We start from the raw sequence: 15630 nt of genomic DNA, 5'->3' as shown, positions 1-15630 counted from the left end.
CGCCGATCACGCCGCCCTGGCGCGGTCCCGTGCGACGAAGGCCTCGTAGCCGAAGCACGCCAGCGCCACGATGCGGGGGATCGGGCCCACGTGGAGGTAATTCTCGATCTGCCGCCGGCTGCGTCCCAGCAGCGCCGCCGCGGCCTCATGCGTCAGGCCGTTCCGGACCAGAAACCGCTCGAAATCGGCCGGGCTCATGCTCTGCTCGGCCAGCGTCTCGATCAGCTCGGCCGTCATCTCGAGATCGGGACCGTCCCACGCGACGACGTCGCCGTCCTCAATGAGATGGGCCGTGGCAAACAGATCGGGGTTGTTTCGCAGCGGACGATAGACCTTGTAGCTGCCGATCAGCGGGGTGAGATCGAGCACATCCGTCCGCCCGGCACGGATCCCCTCCGACCAGACGACTTCCACCTGATTGGCCCCAACGACGCGAAGATGGGCGATCCGGGCAATCGTCAGGCCGGTATCCAAAATGTCATCAGTCGCGTTCATTGAGCCGTCTCCACTCGCTCAACAGGCGATGGCGATGCTCCGGAATGCTGGCCCAGGCAACGGCCTCGCCAATCGCCGCCTTATCCCCGGTTCCCCTCAGCACCTTGTGCGTCACGATATCGATCGACACCCGCACACCTGGACCGCGCACATGGAAATGAGGCGGCAGATGATCGCCGGGATAGACGCAGATCTTGCATCGGGCGAGACGAACGATCTCGGGCACTGTCCAGCGGTCTCACGAACGGGAAGGATAGTGCAATGGCTTCACATCCGCAAGCCGGGAATTGTGAAACAATTGCACATGCACACGCTCAATCGACACCAGCCTCTTGTGCAGCCCGTCATCGTTTCAACGACCAGAAGCACCTTGCGGCGGCGCAACCGGCGAACCCAAATGGATTGGCCCGATCGAGGGCCGGAAGCGCTCACGCCCCGCCGCCATTTGACGAACCGCGCCGCCGCACTACCCTTTCAGCGAGCTTCGACCCCCAAACTCGGAGGATGCAATGGGCGACGCCGTGCGGATTCCCCACGACGCCTGGGTGCTGGTCGGCGACGGCCGCAAGGCCCTGGTGTTCCAGAACGAGGGCTCGCCGGACAAACTGAAGCTCGTCGTCCAGGAGGTGTTCGAGGCCCCCGCCAATCCCTCGGCCGCCTCGCAGGGCAGCGAGCGGCCCGGCCGGGTGATCGCCTCCGCCGAGGGTGGCACCCGGCGCAGCGCCGTGGAGGCGACCGACTGGCACGAGATCGCCGAGGCCCGCTTCGCCCGCGATGTCGCCTCGGCCCTGGCCGGGGCCGCCCGCGCCGGCCGGTTCGAGAAGCTGGCGGTGGTGGCGCCCCCCAAGACGCTGGCCGAGCTGCGCGATGCATTCGACGATCCGGTCCGGAAGAAGATCATCGGCGAGCTCGACAAGACGCTCACCAACCATCCTGTGCCCGAGATCGAGCGGCTCTTGGCGGGCTGAGGCACCCCGCAAAGACCGGACGGCATCGCGCCGGCCGCGCTTGCCGGTGTCAACCGCGGCTTGGCGCCAGTCCGGTTTGGCGCCAAGCTGGGCAGCGGAGGCCGCCCCCGATGTTCGTTCCGCTCTACGACCACAACCCGCTGCGCCATCTGGCGGTGCCGTGGGTCACCCGCCTGCTGATCCTGGCCAACATCCTGATCTACGCCCTGTTCCAGGAGCCGCGGGTGGTCGGCGAGCCGGCCTCCGAGGCGATGCTGGCCTCGTTCGGCGTCATTCCGGCGGTGATGACCGACTTCGCCTATCTGCCGCCGGAGCTGGTGCGCCTGCCCACCGAGGCGACGCTCGTCACCTACATGTTCCTGCACGCCGGCTGGCTGCACCTCGTCACCAACATGCTGTTTTTGTGGGTGTTCGGCGACAATGTCGAGGACGCCATGGGCCACGTCCGCTTCATCGTCTTCTATCTGGTGTGCGGGGTGGTGGCGGGCCTCGCCCATGTCGCCTCGGTGCCGGGCTCGGAGATCCCGCTGGTCGGCGCCTCGGGCGCGGTGGCCGGGTGCGTGTCGGCCTATCTCATCTTGCATCCGCGGGTGAAGGTGTGGGTGCTGGTGCTGATGCGCATCCCGATCCGGATTCCGGCCGCCGTGGCGCTTGGCGCCTGGATCGTGCTGCAGGGGGTCAATGGCGTGCTGGCCAATGACGACGGCACCGCGTGGTGGGCGCACATCGGCGGCCTGATCGCCGGCGCCGTGCTGGTGGTGCCGCTGCGCCGGCCGGACGTGCCGCTGTTCGACCGCGGCTTGGATGCCGGAACGCCCTGACTCGGGGCGGGCTCTACGCCGGCCGCATAATTGACAATCGTTGCCCCACCGCTACCGTGCCCCGGCTTCGTGCGCCCGAGGGCGGCGAAACAGCGCCGTTTCCGGCTGATCCCGTTGCGGTCCCGGATGCGGTTTCGCCGAAACCTCTTGTTCGGCAACGGGAATTCGGCGACCGGACGCCGAAATCCGCCCTCGAGGGCGGATTTCGCATAACAAGACGCGCAGCCCGCCGTTCGCGCCCTGGCGAGGCCGGCGAGAGTGCTGCTCCGCGGGGAGATTTGGATGAAGGTTCTGGTGCCCGTGAAGCGGGTGGTCGATTACAATGTCAAGATCCGCGTCAAGGCGGACGGTTCGGGCGTTGATCTCGCCAATGTCAAGATGTCGATGAATCCGTTCGACGAGATCGCCGTCGAGGAGGCCATCCGGCTGAAGGAGAAGGGCACGGCGACCGAGATCGTGGCGGTGTCGATCGGCCCGGCGCAGGCCTCCGAGACGCTGCGTACCGCGCTCGCCATGGGGGCCGACCGCGGCATCCTGGTGAAGACCGATGCGGTGGTCGAGCCGCTGGCGGTCGCCAAGATTCTCGCCAAGCTGGTCGAGGCCGAGGCCCCGGGCCTGGTGATCATGGGCAAGCAGGCGATCGACGACGACTGCAACCAGACCGGCCAGATGCTGGCCGCCCTGCTCGGCTGGCCGCAGGGCACCTTCGCCTCCAAGGTGGTGGCGACCGACGGCTCGCTCAACGTCACCCGCGAGGTCGATGGCGGTCTTGCCACCGTGCGGCTGAAGCTGCCGGCGGTGGTGACCACCGACCTGCGGCTCAACGAGCCGCGCTACGCCAGCCTGCCCAACATCATGAAGGCCAAGAAGAAGCCGATCGACGAGAAGACGCCCGAGGCGCTCGGCGTCGACGTGGCGCCGCGCCTCAAGGTGCTCAAGACCACCGAACCGCCCGCCCGCAAGTCCGGCGCCAAGGTCGCCTCGGTCGAGGAGCTGGTCGCCAAGCTCAAGAACGAAGCGGGGGTGCTGTGATGACGACGCTGCTGATCGCCGATTACGCCGCGGGCCATCTCTCCGACGCCACCGCCAAGGCGCTCACCGCCGCCCGCGGGCTCGGCGCGCCGGTCCATGTGCTGGTGGCGGGCGCGGGCGTGGGGGCCATCGCCGACGCCGCCGCCAAGCTGGAGGGCGTGGAGAAGGTGCTGCTCGCCGACGACGCCCGCTACGCCCATTTGCTCGCCGAGCCGGTGGCGGCTCTCGTGGTGTCGCTCGCCGGCGGCTATGGCGCGCTGGTCACGGCCGCCACCACCACCGGCAAGAACCTGATGCCGCGCGTCGCCGCGATGCTCGACGTCATGCAGGTGTCCGAGATCACCAAGGTGGTGGGGCCCGACACGTTCGAGCGGCCGATCTATGCCGGCAACGCCATCCAGACCGTGCAGTCGGCCGATAAGGTGAAGGTCCTCACCGTGCGCACCGCGAGCTTCGCCGCCACCCCGGCGGGCGGCGCGGACGCGCCGGTCGAGGCGGTCTCGCCTGCGGCCGACCCTGGCCTTGCGAGCTTCGTCGGCGAGGAGCTGTCGGTCTCCGACCGGCCGGAGCTGACCTCGGCCAAGGTGGTGGTGTCGGGCGGCCGGGCGATGCAGTCGCGTGAGAACTTCGCCAAATACATCGAGCCGCTGGCCGACAGGCTGGGCGCGGCGGTCGGCGCCTCGCGCGCCGCGGTCGATGCCGGCTTCGCCCCCAACGACTGGCAGGTCGGCCAGACCGGCAAGGTGGTGGCGCCGGACCTCTACATCGCGGTCGGTATTTCGGGTGCCATCCAGCACCTCGCCGGCATGAAGGATTCCAAGGTGATCGTGGCGATCAACAAGGACGAGGAAGCGCCGATCTTCCAGGTCGCCGACTACGGCCTAGTAGCGGACCTCTATCAGGCCCTCCCGGCCCTGCAGGACGAGCTGGCCAAGATCGGCAAGTGAATCGGCCCGTGAACCGGTAAGCGAATTGGCAATTGAACCGGCAAGTGAGTCGGCAAAGGAGTCAGCGGGCAACCCGGTTTCCGGAAGGTGATGCCGTGATCACGGAACCACACTCGGCAAAAATCCTTGTTCGATAATGGATTCTTGGCGACTGGAAGTTCGAAATCCGGCTTGATCCGCCCGATTTCATGTGACACGAACGCCGGCCCCTGGGCCGAAGTTCGCATGGTACGGATTCCGGCCGATCAGGCCGGAATCCGTATAAGGTGCTCTCGCGCGAAGGGACGACCCTCTGCGCACCTGGGCGAGTGGGAACGATGACGTTCGAAATCAAGAAGATTGGAGTCATCGGCGCCGGCCAGATGGGAAACGGCATCGCCCATGTCTGTGCCGTCGCCGGCTACGACGTCGTTCTCAGCGACGTGTCCGAGGACCGCGTCAAATCCGGCCTCGCGACCATCACCGGCAACATGGCTCGCCTTGTCACCCGCGGCAAGCTGACGGACGAGGAGCGCAAGATCGCGCTCGACCGCATCAAGCCCTCGGTCGGCCTCGCCCGGCTCGCCGACTGCAATCTGGTGATCGAGAGCGCGGTGGAGAAGGAGGACATCAAGCGCAAGATCCTGGTCGATCTGTGCGTCGTCCTCAATCCCCGCGCCATGATCGCCACCAACACCTCCTCGATCTCGATCACCCGGCTCGCCGCGGTGACCGACCGGCCCGAACGGTTCATGGGCATCCATTTCATGAACCCGGTGCCGCTGATGGAGCTGGTGGAGCTGGTGCGCGGCATCGCCACCGGCGAGGAGACCTTCGAGGCCTCCAAGGAGTTCGTGCGGCGGCTCGGCAAGACCTATGCGGTGGCGGAGGATTTCCCGGCCTTCATCGTCAACCGCATCCTGCTGCCGATGATCAACGAGGCGGTCTACACGCTCTATGAGGGCGTCGGTACCGTCGAGGCCATCGACAACGCCATGCGGCTCGGCGCCAACCACCCGATGGGGCCGCTGCAGCTCGCCGACTTCATCGGCCTCGACACCTGCCTGTCGATCATGCAGGTGCTCTATGAGGGCTTGGCCGACTCCAAGTACCGGCCCTGCCCACTGCTGGTGAAGTACGTCGAGGCCGGCTGGCTCGGCCGCAAGACCCAGCGCGGCTTCTACGACTATCGCGGCGAGAAGCCGGTGCCGACCCGCTAGAGCATTCTCCGCAAGAGCGCGAACCGGTCCTGCGGACGGGATTGCGACAGATCAAGCCGCAGAGCGTCCGCTTGAGTTCCGTACATCGGAGGATGCGCTGAAGGCCAGCGCCGCGATGCGCGACGGATCGCGCCCGCCACCTTGCCGCCACCGCCGTCGATCCCTTAGAACACGCCGGGTCCGGCGAGGGCCGCTGCGGAAAGCCGGGCATTCCTCCGCGTCCGGCGGCGCTGCCGCCTTGGCGCTTCCGTCTGCCCGGTGCTCGTGCCCCCACCGTCTCAGCCTCGGAGAACGATCATGAGCAACAGGATGTGGGGCGGCCGCTTCGCCTCGCCGCCCGCCGAGATCATGGCGGAGATCAACGCCTCGATCGGCTTCGACAAGCGCCTGCACGCCCAGGACATTCGCGGCTCGATGGCGCATGCCGCCATGCTGGCGGCCAAGGGCATCATCTCGGCCGAGGACGCCGCCGCCATCCGCTTCGGGCTCGCCGCCATCGAGGCCGAGATCGACGCCGGCACCTTCCAGTTCTCGCGCGAATTGGAGGACATCCACCTCAACATCGAGGCGCGGCTGACCGAGCGCATCGGCCCGGCCGGCGGGCGGCTGCACACCGCACGCTCGCGCAACGACCAGGTGGCGACCGACTTCCGGCTGTGGGTGCGCGACACGCTGGATACGCTCGACCTCCAGTTCAAGGACTTCCAGCAGGCGCTGGCCGAGAAGGCGCTGGCGCACGCCGCCACCGTGATGCCGGGCTTCACCCATTTGCAGACCGCCCAGCCGGTGACCTTCGGCCATCATCTGCTGGCCTATGTCGAGATGGCGGCGCGGGACCGCGGCCGGCTTAAGGATGCCCGCCGCCGCCTCAACGAGTGCCCGCTGGGCTCGGCGGCGCTCGCCGGCACCTCGTTTCCGATCGACCGCGACATGACCGCGGCCGAGCTCGGCTTCGACCGGCCGACCGCCAATTCGCTGGATGCGGTGTCGGATCGCGACTTCCTGATGGAATCGCTGGCCATGGCCGCGATCGCCGCCGTCCACCTGTCGCGGCTGGCCGAGGAGATCGTGATCTGGACCTCGGCGCCGTTCGGCTTCGTGCGCCTGTCGGACGCCTTCACCACCGGCTCCTCGATCATGCCGCAGAAGAGGAACCCCGACGCCGCCGAACTGGTACGCGCCAAGACCGGACGAATCGTCGGCGCGCTGATCGGCATCCTCACGGTGATGAAGGGCCTGCCGCTCGCCTATGCCAAGGACATGCAGGAGGACAAGGAGGGCGGCTTCGATGCGCTCGCCACCCTGTCGCTGGCCCTCGCCGCGATGGCCGGCATGATCCGCGATCTCGAACCCAATGCCGGGGCGATGAAGGCCGCGGCCGGCGGCAGCTACTCCACCGCCACCGACCTTGCCGACTGGCTGGTGCGCCGCCTCAACCTGCCGTTCCGCGAGGCCCACCACGTCACCGGCCGCATCGTCGCCGCTGCGGCGGCCGCCGGGCTCGCCCTGGACGAGCTGGCGCTCGACCAGATGCAGGCGGTCGAGCCGCGCATCACCGCCGAGGTCTACGAGGTGCTCTCGGTCGAGAACTCGGTGAGGAGCCGCACCTCCTATGGCGGCACCGCGCCGGCCAATGTCGAGGCCCAGGCCAAACGCTGGCTGGAAAAACTGGCGGCCGAGGGCCGCGCGGCGTAGACAAGGCAGAGATTTTGCCGGCCGGGGCGTCCGTCGCGACCTCGGGCCGGACGCCCGGACTGCACGGCCCCGCTTGATACGGCCCTGCTTCATGGAGACGACCCGCGTGAGTGCGATTCTCCCCTCCCGCCGCCGCCTGTTCCTCCTCGCCGGCGCGCTCGTTTTGGCCGCGGCCACGGCGGGCTGCGGCCGCAAGGGCGCGCTGGAGCCGCCGCCCGGCAGCTGGGAGCCGCCGCCCGGCACCGAAAACGACAAGGCCAAGCCGCCCAAGGGGCCGGTCAAGCCCAAGGACCCGATCCTGCTCGACAAGCTGCTGAACTGAGCCTCGCCGGCACGCCATGAACCATTTCGCCTATCGCGGCGGCGCCCTCTTCGCCGAGGACGTCGCACTGGCCGAGATCGCCACGCGCGTCGGCACGCCGGTCTATTGCTATTCGACCGCGACGCTCGCCCGCCACTACCAGGTGTTCGACGAGGCACTGGCCGGGCTCGACCATCTGATCTGCTACGCGCTGAAGGCCAATTCCAACCAGGCGGTGCTGGCGACGCTGGCCGGGCTCGGCGCCGGCGCCGACGTGGTCTCGGGCGGGGAGCTTCAGCGTGCGCTCACCGCCGGCATGCCGGCCGACAAGATCGTGTTCTCCGGCGTCGGCAAGACCGAGGCCGAGCTCGCCGGCGCGCTGGACGCCGGCATCCTGTGCCTCAACGTTGAATCCGAGCCCGAGCTGGCCGCGCTGTCGAAGGTGGCGCAGGCGAAGGGCAAGGTCGCCGCCGTGTCGCTGCGCATCAATCCCGATGTCGACGCCAAGACCCACAAGAAGATCGCCACCGGCAAGGCCGAGAATAAGTTCGGCATCCCGCGCGCGAAGGCCCGCGCCGTCTATGCCGAGGCGGCGAAGATGCCCGGCATCCGCATTGCCGGCGTCGACATGCATATCGGCAGCCAGATCGTCGATCTGGCGCCGTTCGAGGACGCCTTCGCCATCCTCGCCGAACTGGTGGGCGAGCTGCGCGCCGACGGCCACGCCATCCACCACGTCGATCTCGGCGGCGGGCTCGGCATCCCCTACCGCACCGACAACGAGCCGCCGCCCGAGCCGCTGCGCTATGGCGAGATCGTGCGCCGGCACATCGCCCCGCTGGGCTGCAAGGTGATCATCGAGCCCGGCCGGCTGATCGTCGGCAATGCCGGGGTGCTGGTGGCCAGGGTGCTCTACGTCAAGGAAGGCGAGGCCAAGACCTTCGTCATCACCGACGCCGGCATGAACGACCTGATCCGCCCCACCCTCTACGAGGCGTTCCACGACATCCGCCCGCTGAAGGAGCCCGCGCCGGGCGGTCCGCGCATGGTGGCCGACGTGGTCGGCCCGGTGTGCGAGACCGGTGACTTCCAGGCCCAGGACCGCGATCTGCCGGAGATGAAGGCCGGCGACCTCATCGCCATCCTCACCGCCGGCGCCTATGGCGCGGTGCAGGCCTCGACCTACAACACCCGCCCGCTGGTGCCGGAGGTGCTGGTGAAGGGCGACGAATGGGCGCTGGTGCGCCCGCGCGTCGGGGTCGAGGTGCTGATCACGCTCGACCGCCTGCCGCCCTGGCTGTGAGCGCCACCTCGTCGTCCCGGGCAAGGGCCGAAGGCTCGCGACCCGGGGCCGTTTCCGGACCAAAACCCTATCCTGCGCCCGGATGCTGACGCGCTCGTGTCCACCGGCTCACTTTCGGCCGATTCGGCCCGTGTTATGCTTGCTCGGGATTTGCCCGGAGTTTGCGTGACCGACACCTCACGGATCGCACCGCCCGACATCCGCCCGCCGGAGCCCCCGTCGGCCGCGCCGCTGGCGCCGGCGGTGGAGCGCGCCCGCCACGTGCTGCTGTGGGAGCAGGTCTGGCCGCCGCTGGTGCGCCTCGGCTCGGCGATCGGCCTGTTCCTGGCGGCCTCCTGGGCCGATCTGTGGTCGGTGCTGCCGCCGCTCGGCCGGCCGGTCGTGCTGTTCGGCTTCATCGCGCTCGCCGCCTATGCCGGAGCGCCGCTGCTGCGGCTGCGCCGGCCCGGCCGCGGCGCCGCCCTGCGGCGGCTCGATGCGGTCTCCGGCCAGCCGCACCGGCCGGTGAGCGCGCTCGACGACCCGCTCGCCACCCGGCGCGACGACCCGATGTCGCGGGCGCTGTGGGAGGCCCACCGCGAACGCATGCTGGCGCAGAGCGGCACGCTCGATGCCGGCCTGCCGAGCCCGCGCATGGTGGAGCGCGACCCGTGGGCGCTGCGCGCGCTGGTGCTGCTGCTGCTCGTCGCCACCTGGTTCATGGCCGAGGGCGATCGCGGCCGGCGCATCCTGACGGCGTTCGACTGGACCGGCGCGGCCTCGGCACCGCCCTACCGCATCGACGCCTGGGTGACGCCTCCCGCCTATACCGGCCGCCCGCCCTTGCTGCTGTCGGGCGTGCGCTCGGGCGAGCCCGTGAGCGAGGCCCGCGGCACGGGCCCGATCGAGGTGCCGGCCGGCAGCGTGGCGACGGTGCGCGCGACCGGCCTCGGCACCCTGGCGCTGCGCGCGCAGGGCGGCCTGGCCGACCTGCCGGACCAGGACGACGCGCCTGCCCCGCCCGCCGGCACCATCGAACGGCGCCTCGTCATCACCGGCGCCGGCCAGCTGTCGCTGCACGATGTCGGCGATGCCGACCTGATGTGGTCGTTCGCCGCCGTGCCGGACCTTCCGCCGGCCGTGAGCCTGACGCGCCCGCCCAATGCCGTGGGGCGCGGGGCGCTGTCGCTCGCCTACCGGCTGGAGGACGATTACGGCGTGGTCTCGGCGGAAGCCCGCATACGGCGGAGCGAGGAGCCGCAGGCCGGCCGCCCGCTCTACGCGCTGCCCGCTCTGCCGCTCGCGCTGCCGCAGGCCCGCACCCGCGCCGGCATCGGCGAGACGGTGAAGGACCTCACCGACCACCCCTTCGCCGGCGCCAAGGTGACGCTGACGCTGCACGCCCGCGACGACGCCGGCAATGAGGGCCAGAGCGAGCCGGCCGAACTGGTGCTGCCGCAGCGCAGCTTCTCGAATCCGGTGGCGCGGGCGCTGGTCGAGCAGCGCCGCAATCTGGCGCTCGACGCCACCCGCCGCCCGCAGGTGGAGCGCGCGCTCGACGCCCTGGCGATCGCGCCCGAGCGCTTCACGCCCGACCCCCGCCTCTATCTCGGCCTGCGCAGCGCCTTCTGGCGGCTCGCCAATGCCCGCGACGACGACGATCTGCGCGGCGTCGTCGATTATTTGTGGGCAATCGCGGTGCAGGTCGAGGACGGCGACCTCGCCGACGTCGAGCGCGAGCTGCGCGCCGCCGAGGACGCCCTGCGTCAGGCGCTGGAGCGCGGCGCCACCGACGCGGAGCTGAAGCAGCTCACCGACGCCCTGCGCCAGACGCTCGACCGCTTCCTGCGCGAGCTGGCCGAGGACATGCAGCGCAACCAAAGCCAGGACGCTCAGAGGCGGCCGCTCGACCGCAACGCCCGCATCCTGCGTCCGCAGGATCTGCAGGCCATGATCGACCGGCTGGAGAACCTCGCCCGCTCCGGCTCCCGCGACGCCGCCCGCCGCATGCTGGAGGAGCTGCAGGCGATGCTCGACAGCATCGACCGCCGCCGCTCCGGCGACATGGCCGAAGGGCCGGACGGCACGCGCGACGCGCTCGACGAACTGGGCGACATGATCCGCAACCAGCAGCAGTTGCGCGACCGCACCTGGCGCGAGGGCCGCGAGCAGCGCGAACGCCAGCGCCACGGCGAGGCCGACCCGGAGCGCAGCGACCGGCTGGACGATCTGCAGAACAGCCAGGAGGCGCTGCGCCAGAAGCTGGAAAACCTGCTCGACCAGCTCCAGCGCTCGCGCCGCGAGCAGGGCAATGGCGAGGCCGGCGAGGGCGAGAGCGCCGAAGGGCCGGAGGGCCAGGCCTTCGGCCGCGCCCGCGAGGCGATGCGCGACGCCGAGCGCCGGCTCGACGGCGGCAATGCCGACGGCGCCGTCGATTCCCAGGGCAAGGCGCTCGAAAACCTGCGCCGCGGCGCCCAGAGCCTGGCGCAGAACCGCCAGGGCGAAGGCCAGGGCCGCATGGGCAGCCGCAGCGGCCCGGCCAGTGGGAACGACACCGATCCGCTGGGCCGGCCGCGCGCCGGCAACCGCGACCTCGACACCACCAGCCAGGACCGCATCCCCGACGCCATCGACGCCCAGCGCGCCCGCCGGGTGCTGGAGGAGCTGCGCCGCCGGCTCGGCGAGGCCGAGCGCCCGCGCCTCGAACTCGACTATCTGGAGCGCCTGCTTCGGGAGTTCTGAGACAGAATGCCGGCAGGTTTCGCGCGCCATCCCAGGCAAGCAGCGAAGCTGCGCGAGCCGCAACGACGAGAACGGAGCCGCTGCTACTCCGCCGGCGTCAGCACCGCGGCGACCGCCGCCCGCAGTTCGGGCAGAGTAAAGGGCTTGGAGAGCACCTCGCGCACGATGGCATCGAGGCCGTGGGCGCGCTCGCGCTGGTCGGCATAGCCGGTCATCAGCAGGATCGGCAGGCCCGGATAGTCGCGCGCCGCCGCCAAAGCGAGGGCGATGCCGTCCATCACCGGCATCTGGATGTCCGACAGCAGCAGGTCGAAGCAGCCTTCCTCGCGGCTCAGGATGTCGAGCGCGGCGCCCCCGTCCTCGGCGGCGGTGATCTCGTGCCCCTGGGCGGCGAGCGCCCGCACCACCAGAGCGCGGACCTCGGAATCGTCTTCGGCAATCAGGATGCGCGCCATCGCATCGCTACTCCGTCTCGCTGTGCTCGACCACGCCGACGAACGGCAGCTGGCGGAAGGCGTGGGCGATATCCATGCCGTAGCCGACCACGAACAGGTCCGGGCAGCGGAAGCCGAGGAAGTCGGCGTCGATCTTGACGGCCCGCTTGCCCGGCTTCTCCAGCAGCACGCAGGTGAGCACCCGGGCCGCCCCGCGCGCGGCGAGCAGATCCTTGGCGAAGGCCAGCGTGCGGCCGGACTCCAGGATGTCGTCGATCAGCAGCACGTCGCGCCCGCGCACCTCGCTCTCGACATCGCGCAGGATCTGTACGCGTCCCGTGGAGACGGTCGAGGTGCGATAGCTCGACAGGATCATGAACTCGACCTCGGGCGCCACGCCCGCGGCGTGCAGCGCCCGGATCAGGTCGGCGGCGAACACGAAGCTGCCCTTGAGCACGCACACCACCAGGAGCCGCTGGGGCTCGATGGCGGCGATCTCAGTGGCCAGCGCGCGGTTGCGCGCGGCGATGGTCTCCACGTCGTAGAGGACGCGCACGGCGGGTAGCGGCGGGGGCGCCGCCGGGGGCGGCTCGCTGGGGTCGGAGGGGGGATGGTCCGAAGGCGACATGAGCTCTCAGGGCTTGGAGTTGGCCATATCCCGCTTGCGCAGGAAGCGCACCACGACCTCCTGGCCATCCTGCGGCGGGGCGGCGAGACGGCTGCGCAGGACGAAGCTCTCGCCGGCCTTCAGCATGGGCTGCGGCGGCTCCGCCGTCCAGACGTAGAGTTCGCGCCCGCCCGAGCCGACAATCGCCATGCGCAGCTTGGGCACCTCGGCCGCCTTGGGGCCGGGATTGAACACGAAGCCCTCGATCGACAGCACCGGGACGCCCTCCACGTCCGCGCGCACCGCGCGCACCTCGTGAAGCTGCAGCCCGCGCAGGTTCACCTCGAGTCCGAAGAGCTGGTAGAAGCCGGCAAGGCTCGGGACCAGCCGCACCAGGTCGCTGCGCCAGATGAACAGCGCGGCGACCGCGACCAAGAGCGCCGTCGCCGCGGCACCCAGCAGATGCGACAGCAGGCCCGGCTTCGGCCGCGCGGCCGGTCGGCGCGCGCGCGCGGCCGCCTCGCCATCGCCGGGGTCGCCGTCCGAGGGTCGCCCATTGAGCCGCAGGCCGTCGAGGGAGGAGGCCTCGCGGGAGGCGACCGCCTGCGCGCGGGCATCGGACGGATCGTCGGCGGCGGAATCGTCGAAGGCGCCCGCCTCGTCGGTCTCCGGCTCGGCTCGATCGCCGAAGGCGTCGTCGGCCGGCAGCGCATCCTGCGGCGCCAGCGGCGGGGCGTCGGCCTCCTTGATCAGCGCCTCCTCGCCGCCGAATGGCCGGTCGACGGCGATGATGTCGTCGTCGACGCCGATCTGGAACCGCGGGTCGGCGTCGGGATCGGTGGTCCAGCCCTCCGTACCCGGGGCGACGGCATCCCAGGAGTCAGCCCCCCAGGATTCAGCGGCAGACGCGTCGTCCGAGCCGGCGTCAGGGGAGGCGGCTGCGGCGGCCGGCCCGCCTCGGGCAGCGCCGCCGGCCGCAAATCCGCTGCCAGCCGACCGCCCCGCCGCCTCGGCGGTCTCGAGGTCGGGCTCGGGCACCAGGTCGGCCGGCATCGCCGTCCAGATGTGCTGGCAGTGCGAGCAGCGCACCGTCCGCCCCGCGGCCGAGATCGCGGCCGGCGGGATGCGAAAGGCAGACGTGCAAGAAGGACAGACAAGCAGCATGGCCGACCCAGGGGTTGCGCCGCAACTTTGCACCGGCGACCGTTAACGGATTGGAAACCTCGTTTCGAATTTCCGGCCACGGATGGCAAAAGGGTGCAGGCGCGCGCGTTCGGACGGCGGCCCGCCTGCCGCCGCAATTGCGTGGCGGAGATCATGCGGAGATCATGTCATGGCAGCATTCAAGAATCCGTTGAGCCGGTCCGGGGGGTGCGCGTGATCCGCTTCGAGAATGTCGGTCTGCGCTACGGCATGGGGCCGGAAGTGCTGCGCGACCTCACCTTTTCGATCGAGCCGCATTCGTTCCAGTTCCTCACCGGCCCGTCGGGGGCGGGCAAGACCTCGCTGTTGCGGCTGCTGTTCCTGTCGCTGAAGCCGACGCGCGGGCTGGTGTCGGTGTTCGGGCGCGAGGTGACGGGGCTGGCGCCCGACGAGGTGGCGGGGATCCGCCGGCGCATCGGCATCGTGTTCCAGGATTTCCGGCTGCTCGACCACCTCACCACGTTCGAGAACGTCGCGCTACCCCTGCGGGTGATGGGGCGGGAGGAGGCGAGCTACCGCGTCGAGGTGAGCGAGCTTCTGCGCTGGGTCGGGCTCGGCGAGCGCGCCTCGGCGCTGCCGCAGACCTTGTCGGGCGGCGAGAAGCAGCGCGCCGCCATCGCCCGCGCGCTGATCGCCCGGCCGGAGCTGCTGCTGGCCGACGAGCCGACCGGCAATGTCGACCCCACCCTTGCCCGCCGCCTGCTCAAACTGTTCGCCGAGCTGCACAAATCCGGCACCTCGGTGGTCATCGCCACCCACGACCTGGCCCTGATGGACCAGTTCGACGCCACCCGCTTCGTGCTCGCCGGCGGACGCCTGCACGTCTACGATTGAGCATGGCCACGATGAAGCTGATGACTGCCGATCCCGATGCCATCGACCAGGGCAATGCCATCCGGCCGCCCGGCCCGATCATCCCGTCGGGCAGCATCTCCGGCAACGCGCTGGTGGCGGTGGTGGCGATCATGACCTTTCTCGCCGCCCTGGCCATCGGCACGGTGGGGCTGGTGCATGTCGCCGCCGCCGACTGGCGCGCCGAGGTGGCGCGGGAGATGACCATCCAGATCCGCCCGGTGGACGGGCGCAACGTGAACGACGACGTGCGCCGCGCCAGCGAGATCGCCCGCGCCACGCGCGGCGTCGATGGCGTGCGCATCTACGCCCAGGCGGAATCCGAGCGGCTATTGGAGCCGTGGCTGGGCTCGGGGCTCGACCTCACCGGCCTGCCGGTGCCGCGGCTGATCGGCCTGCATGTCGGCGGACCGGGTCTCGATTCGGCGGCGCTGCGCCGGCAACTGGCCGAGAAGGTGCCGAACGCCAGCCTCGACGACCACCGCACCTGGTCGGCCTATCTGGTGACGATGGCCGACACCGTGGTCGCCGGCGGCATCGGCGTCACCGCGCTGGTGCTGGCCGCCACCGCGCTGTGCGTGGCCTTCGCCACCCGCGGCGCGGTGTCGATCAACCGCAACATCGTCGAGGTGCTGCATCTGGTCGGCGCCCGCGATTCGTTCATCGCCAGCCAGTTCCAGCGCCACTTCCTGCTTCTGGGGCTGAAGGGCGCGGCGATCGGCGGCCTGCTCGCCACCGTGCTGTTCCTGACCGTCAGCCTCGTCGCCGGCAGCGGCCTCGCCGACGGGGCGGGCGGCGCGGCGGCGCTGCTCGGCAGCATGTCGCTGCCGCGCCAGAGCTATGTCCTGATCGCCGCTTTGGTGCTGGTGGTGGCGGCCGTCACCGCGCTGACCACCCGCGCCACGGTGCGCGCGACGCTGCGCTCATTCGAGTGATACGGTCTCCGGCCTGAAGGCCCGGAGACCGTATGCCGGTCGCCGGGCGGGGAATGTCGATACGCAACCCGATTCACAGGCCGATGCCGCGCGCTTATGATTCGCCCCGGAGAGGGG

16 protein-coding genes are annotated in these 15630 nt (G+C 70.3%); 11 read left to right on the top strand and 5 right to left on the bottom strand.

The window, feature by feature from the left end; genetic code table 11:
• Positions 1-6 precede the first annotated feature (6 nt).
• Positions 7-495: a hypothetical protein gene (locus F1193_RS01570; protein ID WP_170263251.1), complete on the bottom strand. Its 489-nt coding sequence runs from the start codon at positions 493-495 to the stop codon at positions 7-9.
• Positions 482-721 (bottom strand): DUF4160 domain-containing protein, encoded by a 240-nt coding sequence (locus F1193_RS01565; protein ID WP_150095911.1) that lies wholly within the window; start codon positions 719-721, stop codon positions 482-484. Before F1193_RS01565 ends, F1193_RS01570 begins: the two co-directional genes overlap by 14 nt.
• Positions 722-1004: 283 nt before the next feature.
• Between F1193_RS01565 and F1193_RS01560 the strand changes: the two genes are divergently transcribed.
• The 9 genes from F1193_RS01560 (at position 1005) to F1193_RS01520 (ending at position 11482) form a co-directional block, all read left to right on the top strand.
• Positions 1005-1463 (top strand): host attachment protein, encoded by a 459-nt coding sequence (locus tag F1193_RS01560; RefSeq protein WP_150095910.1) that lies wholly within the window; start codon positions 1005-1007, stop codon positions 1461-1463.
• A gap of 110 nt (positions 1464-1573) precedes the next feature.
• The gene (locus tag F1193_RS01555; RefSeq protein WP_150095909.1) at positions 1574-2284 is read left to right on the top strand and encodes a rhomboid family intramembrane serine protease; all 711 of its coding nucleotides are present in this window, start codon (positions 1574-1576) and stop codon (positions 2282-2284) included.
• Positions 2285-2566: 282 nt separating this feature from the next.
• Positions 2567-3316 carry an electron transfer flavoprotein subunit beta/FixA family protein gene (locus F1193_RS01550; protein WP_150095908.1) on the top strand — a complete coding sequence of 250 codons (750 nt, stop codon included), beginning with the start codon at positions 2567-2569 and terminating at the stop codon, positions 3314-3316.
• Complete coding sequence (locus F1193_RS01545; protein ID WP_150095907.1) at positions 3316-4263, top strand: electron transfer flavoprotein subunit alpha/FixB family protein; 948 nt, start codon at positions 3316-3318, stop codon at positions 4261-4263. Before F1193_RS01550 ends, F1193_RS01545 begins: the two co-directional genes overlap by 1 nt.
• 317 nt (positions 4264-4580) lie before the next feature.
• The gene (locus F1193_RS01540) at positions 4581-5462 is read left to right on the top strand and encodes a 3-hydroxybutyryl-CoA dehydrogenase (RefSeq protein WP_150095906.1); all 882 of its coding nucleotides are present in this window, start codon (positions 4581-4583) and stop codon (positions 5460-5462) included.
• A 297-nt stretch (positions 5463-5759) separates the two neighbouring features.
• Entirely contained in the window at positions 5760-7157 is a 1398-nt protein-coding gene (gene argH / locus F1193_RS01535) for an argininosuccinate lyase (protein ID WP_150095905.1), read from the top strand.
• Between the two features lie 106 nt (positions 7158-7263).
• A complete protein-coding gene (gene lptM, locus F1193_RS01530; protein WP_246164060.1) occupies positions 7264-7479 on the top strand; it encodes an LPS translocon maturation chaperone LptM in 216 nt (71 codons plus the stop codon).
• Positions 7480-7495: 16 nt separating this feature from the next.
• Positions 7496-8761 carry a diaminopimelate decarboxylase gene (lysA, locus tag F1193_RS01525; protein ID WP_150095903.1) on the top strand — a complete coding sequence of 422 codons (1266 nt, stop codon included), beginning with the start codon at positions 7496-7498 and terminating at the stop codon, positions 8759-8761.
• A 165-nt stretch (positions 8762-8926) separates the two neighbouring features.
• Positions 8927-11482 (top strand): TIGR02302 family protein, encoded by a 2556-nt coding sequence (locus F1193_RS01520; RefSeq protein ID WP_246164059.1) that lies wholly within the window; start codon positions 8927-8929, stop codon positions 11480-11482.
• An 83-nt stretch (positions 11483-11565) separates the two neighbouring features.
• On the opposite strand, the gene F1193_RS01515 is transcribed toward F1193_RS01520, so the two are convergent.
• From F1193_RS01515 to F1193_RS01505, 3 genes are read right to left on the bottom strand one after another with little or no spacing between them, the layout of a single operon-like run.
• On the bottom strand, positions 11566-11937 hold the full coding sequence (locus F1193_RS01515; RefSeq protein ID WP_150095901.1) for a response regulator: 372 nt from the start codon (positions 11935-11937) through the stop codon (positions 11566-11568).
• 7 nt (positions 11938-11944) lie between these two features.
• Complete coding sequence (gene hpt, locus F1193_RS01510) at positions 11945-12544, bottom strand: hypoxanthine phosphoribosyltransferase (RefSeq protein ID WP_150095900.1); 600 nt, start codon at positions 12542-12544, stop codon at positions 11945-11947.
• A 6-nt stretch (positions 12545-12550) separates the two neighbouring features.
• Positions 12551-13687 carry a zinc-ribbon domain-containing protein gene (locus tag F1193_RS01505; protein ID WP_150095899.1) on the bottom strand — a complete coding sequence of 379 codons (1137 nt, stop codon included), beginning with the start codon at positions 13685-13687 and terminating at the stop codon, positions 12551-12553.
• A gap of 213 nt (positions 13688-13900) precedes the next feature.
• Here F1193_RS01505 and ftsE point away from each other — a divergent pair, with 213 nt between their 5' ends.
• Both ftsE and F1193_RS01495 read left to right on the top strand, forming a co-directional pair.
• The gene (gene ftsE, locus F1193_RS01500) at positions 13901-14560 is read left to right on the top strand and encodes a cell division ATP-binding protein FtsE (protein WP_150095898.1); all 660 of its coding nucleotides are present in this window, start codon (positions 13901-13903) and stop codon (positions 14558-14560) included.
• Between the two features lie 2 nt (positions 14561-14562).
• Positions 14563-15513: a cell division protein FtsX gene (locus F1193_RS01495; RefSeq protein ID WP_150095897.1), complete on the top strand. Its 951-nt coding sequence runs from the start codon at positions 14563-14565 to the stop codon at positions 15511-15513.
• The last annotated feature ends 117 nt before the right edge of the window (positions 15514-15630 follow it).

Origin of the sequence: Blastochloris sulfoviridis, from assembly GCF_008630065.1 — a bacterium.
Taxonomy (GTDB): domain Bacteria; phylum Pseudomonadota; class Alphaproteobacteria; order Rhizobiales; family Xanthobacteraceae; genus Blastochloris; species Blastochloris sulfoviridis.
This window is presented reverse-complemented; position numbering and strand designations above follow the sequence as displayed.

Coding starts and splice junctions, on each gene's coding strand:
- F1193_RS01555 (WP_150095909.1), top strand. CDS start 1,574: ATGTTCGTTCCGCTCTACGACCACAACCCGCTGCGCCATCTGGCGGTG.
- F1193_RS01545 (WP_150095907.1), top strand. CDS start 3,316: ATGACGACGCTGCTGATCGCCGATTACGCCGCGGGCCATCTCTCCGAC.
- F1193_RS01540 (WP_150095906.1), top strand. CDS start 4,581: ATGACGTTCGAAATCAAGAAGATTGGAGTCATCGGCGCCGGCCAGATG.
- F1193_RS01515 (WP_150095901.1), bottom strand. CDS start 11,937: ATGGCGCGCATCCTGATTGCCGAAGACGATTCCGAGGTCCGCGCTCTG.
- argH (WP_150095905.1), top strand. CDS start 5,760: ATGAGCAACAGGATGTGGGGCGGCCGCTTCGCCTCGCCGCCCGCCGAG.
- F1193_RS01505 (WP_150095899.1), bottom strand. CDS start 13,687: ATGCTGCTTGTCTGTCCTTCTTGCACGTCTGCCTTTCGCATCCCGCCG.
- F1193_RS01560 (WP_150095910.1), top strand. CDS start 1,005: ATGGGCGACGCCGTGCGGATTCCCCACGACGCCTGGGTGCTGGTCGGC.
- F1193_RS01570 (WP_170263251.1), bottom strand. CDS start 495: ATGAACGCGACTGATGACATTTTGGATACCGGCCTGACGATTGCCCGG.
- F1193_RS01550 (WP_150095908.1), top strand. CDS start 2,567: ATGAAGGTTCTGGTGCCCGTGAAGCGGGTGGTCGATTACAATGTCAAG.
- F1193_RS01495 (WP_150095897.1), top strand. CDS start 14,563: ATGGCCACGATGAAGCTGATGACTGCCGATCCCGATGCCATCGACCAG.
- lysA (WP_150095903.1), top strand. CDS start 7,496: ATGAACCATTTCGCCTATCGCGGCGGCGCCCTCTTCGCCGAGGACGTC.
- hpt (WP_150095900.1), bottom strand. CDS start 12,544: ATGTCGCCTTCGGACCATCCCCCCTCCGACCCCAGCGAGCCGCCCCCG.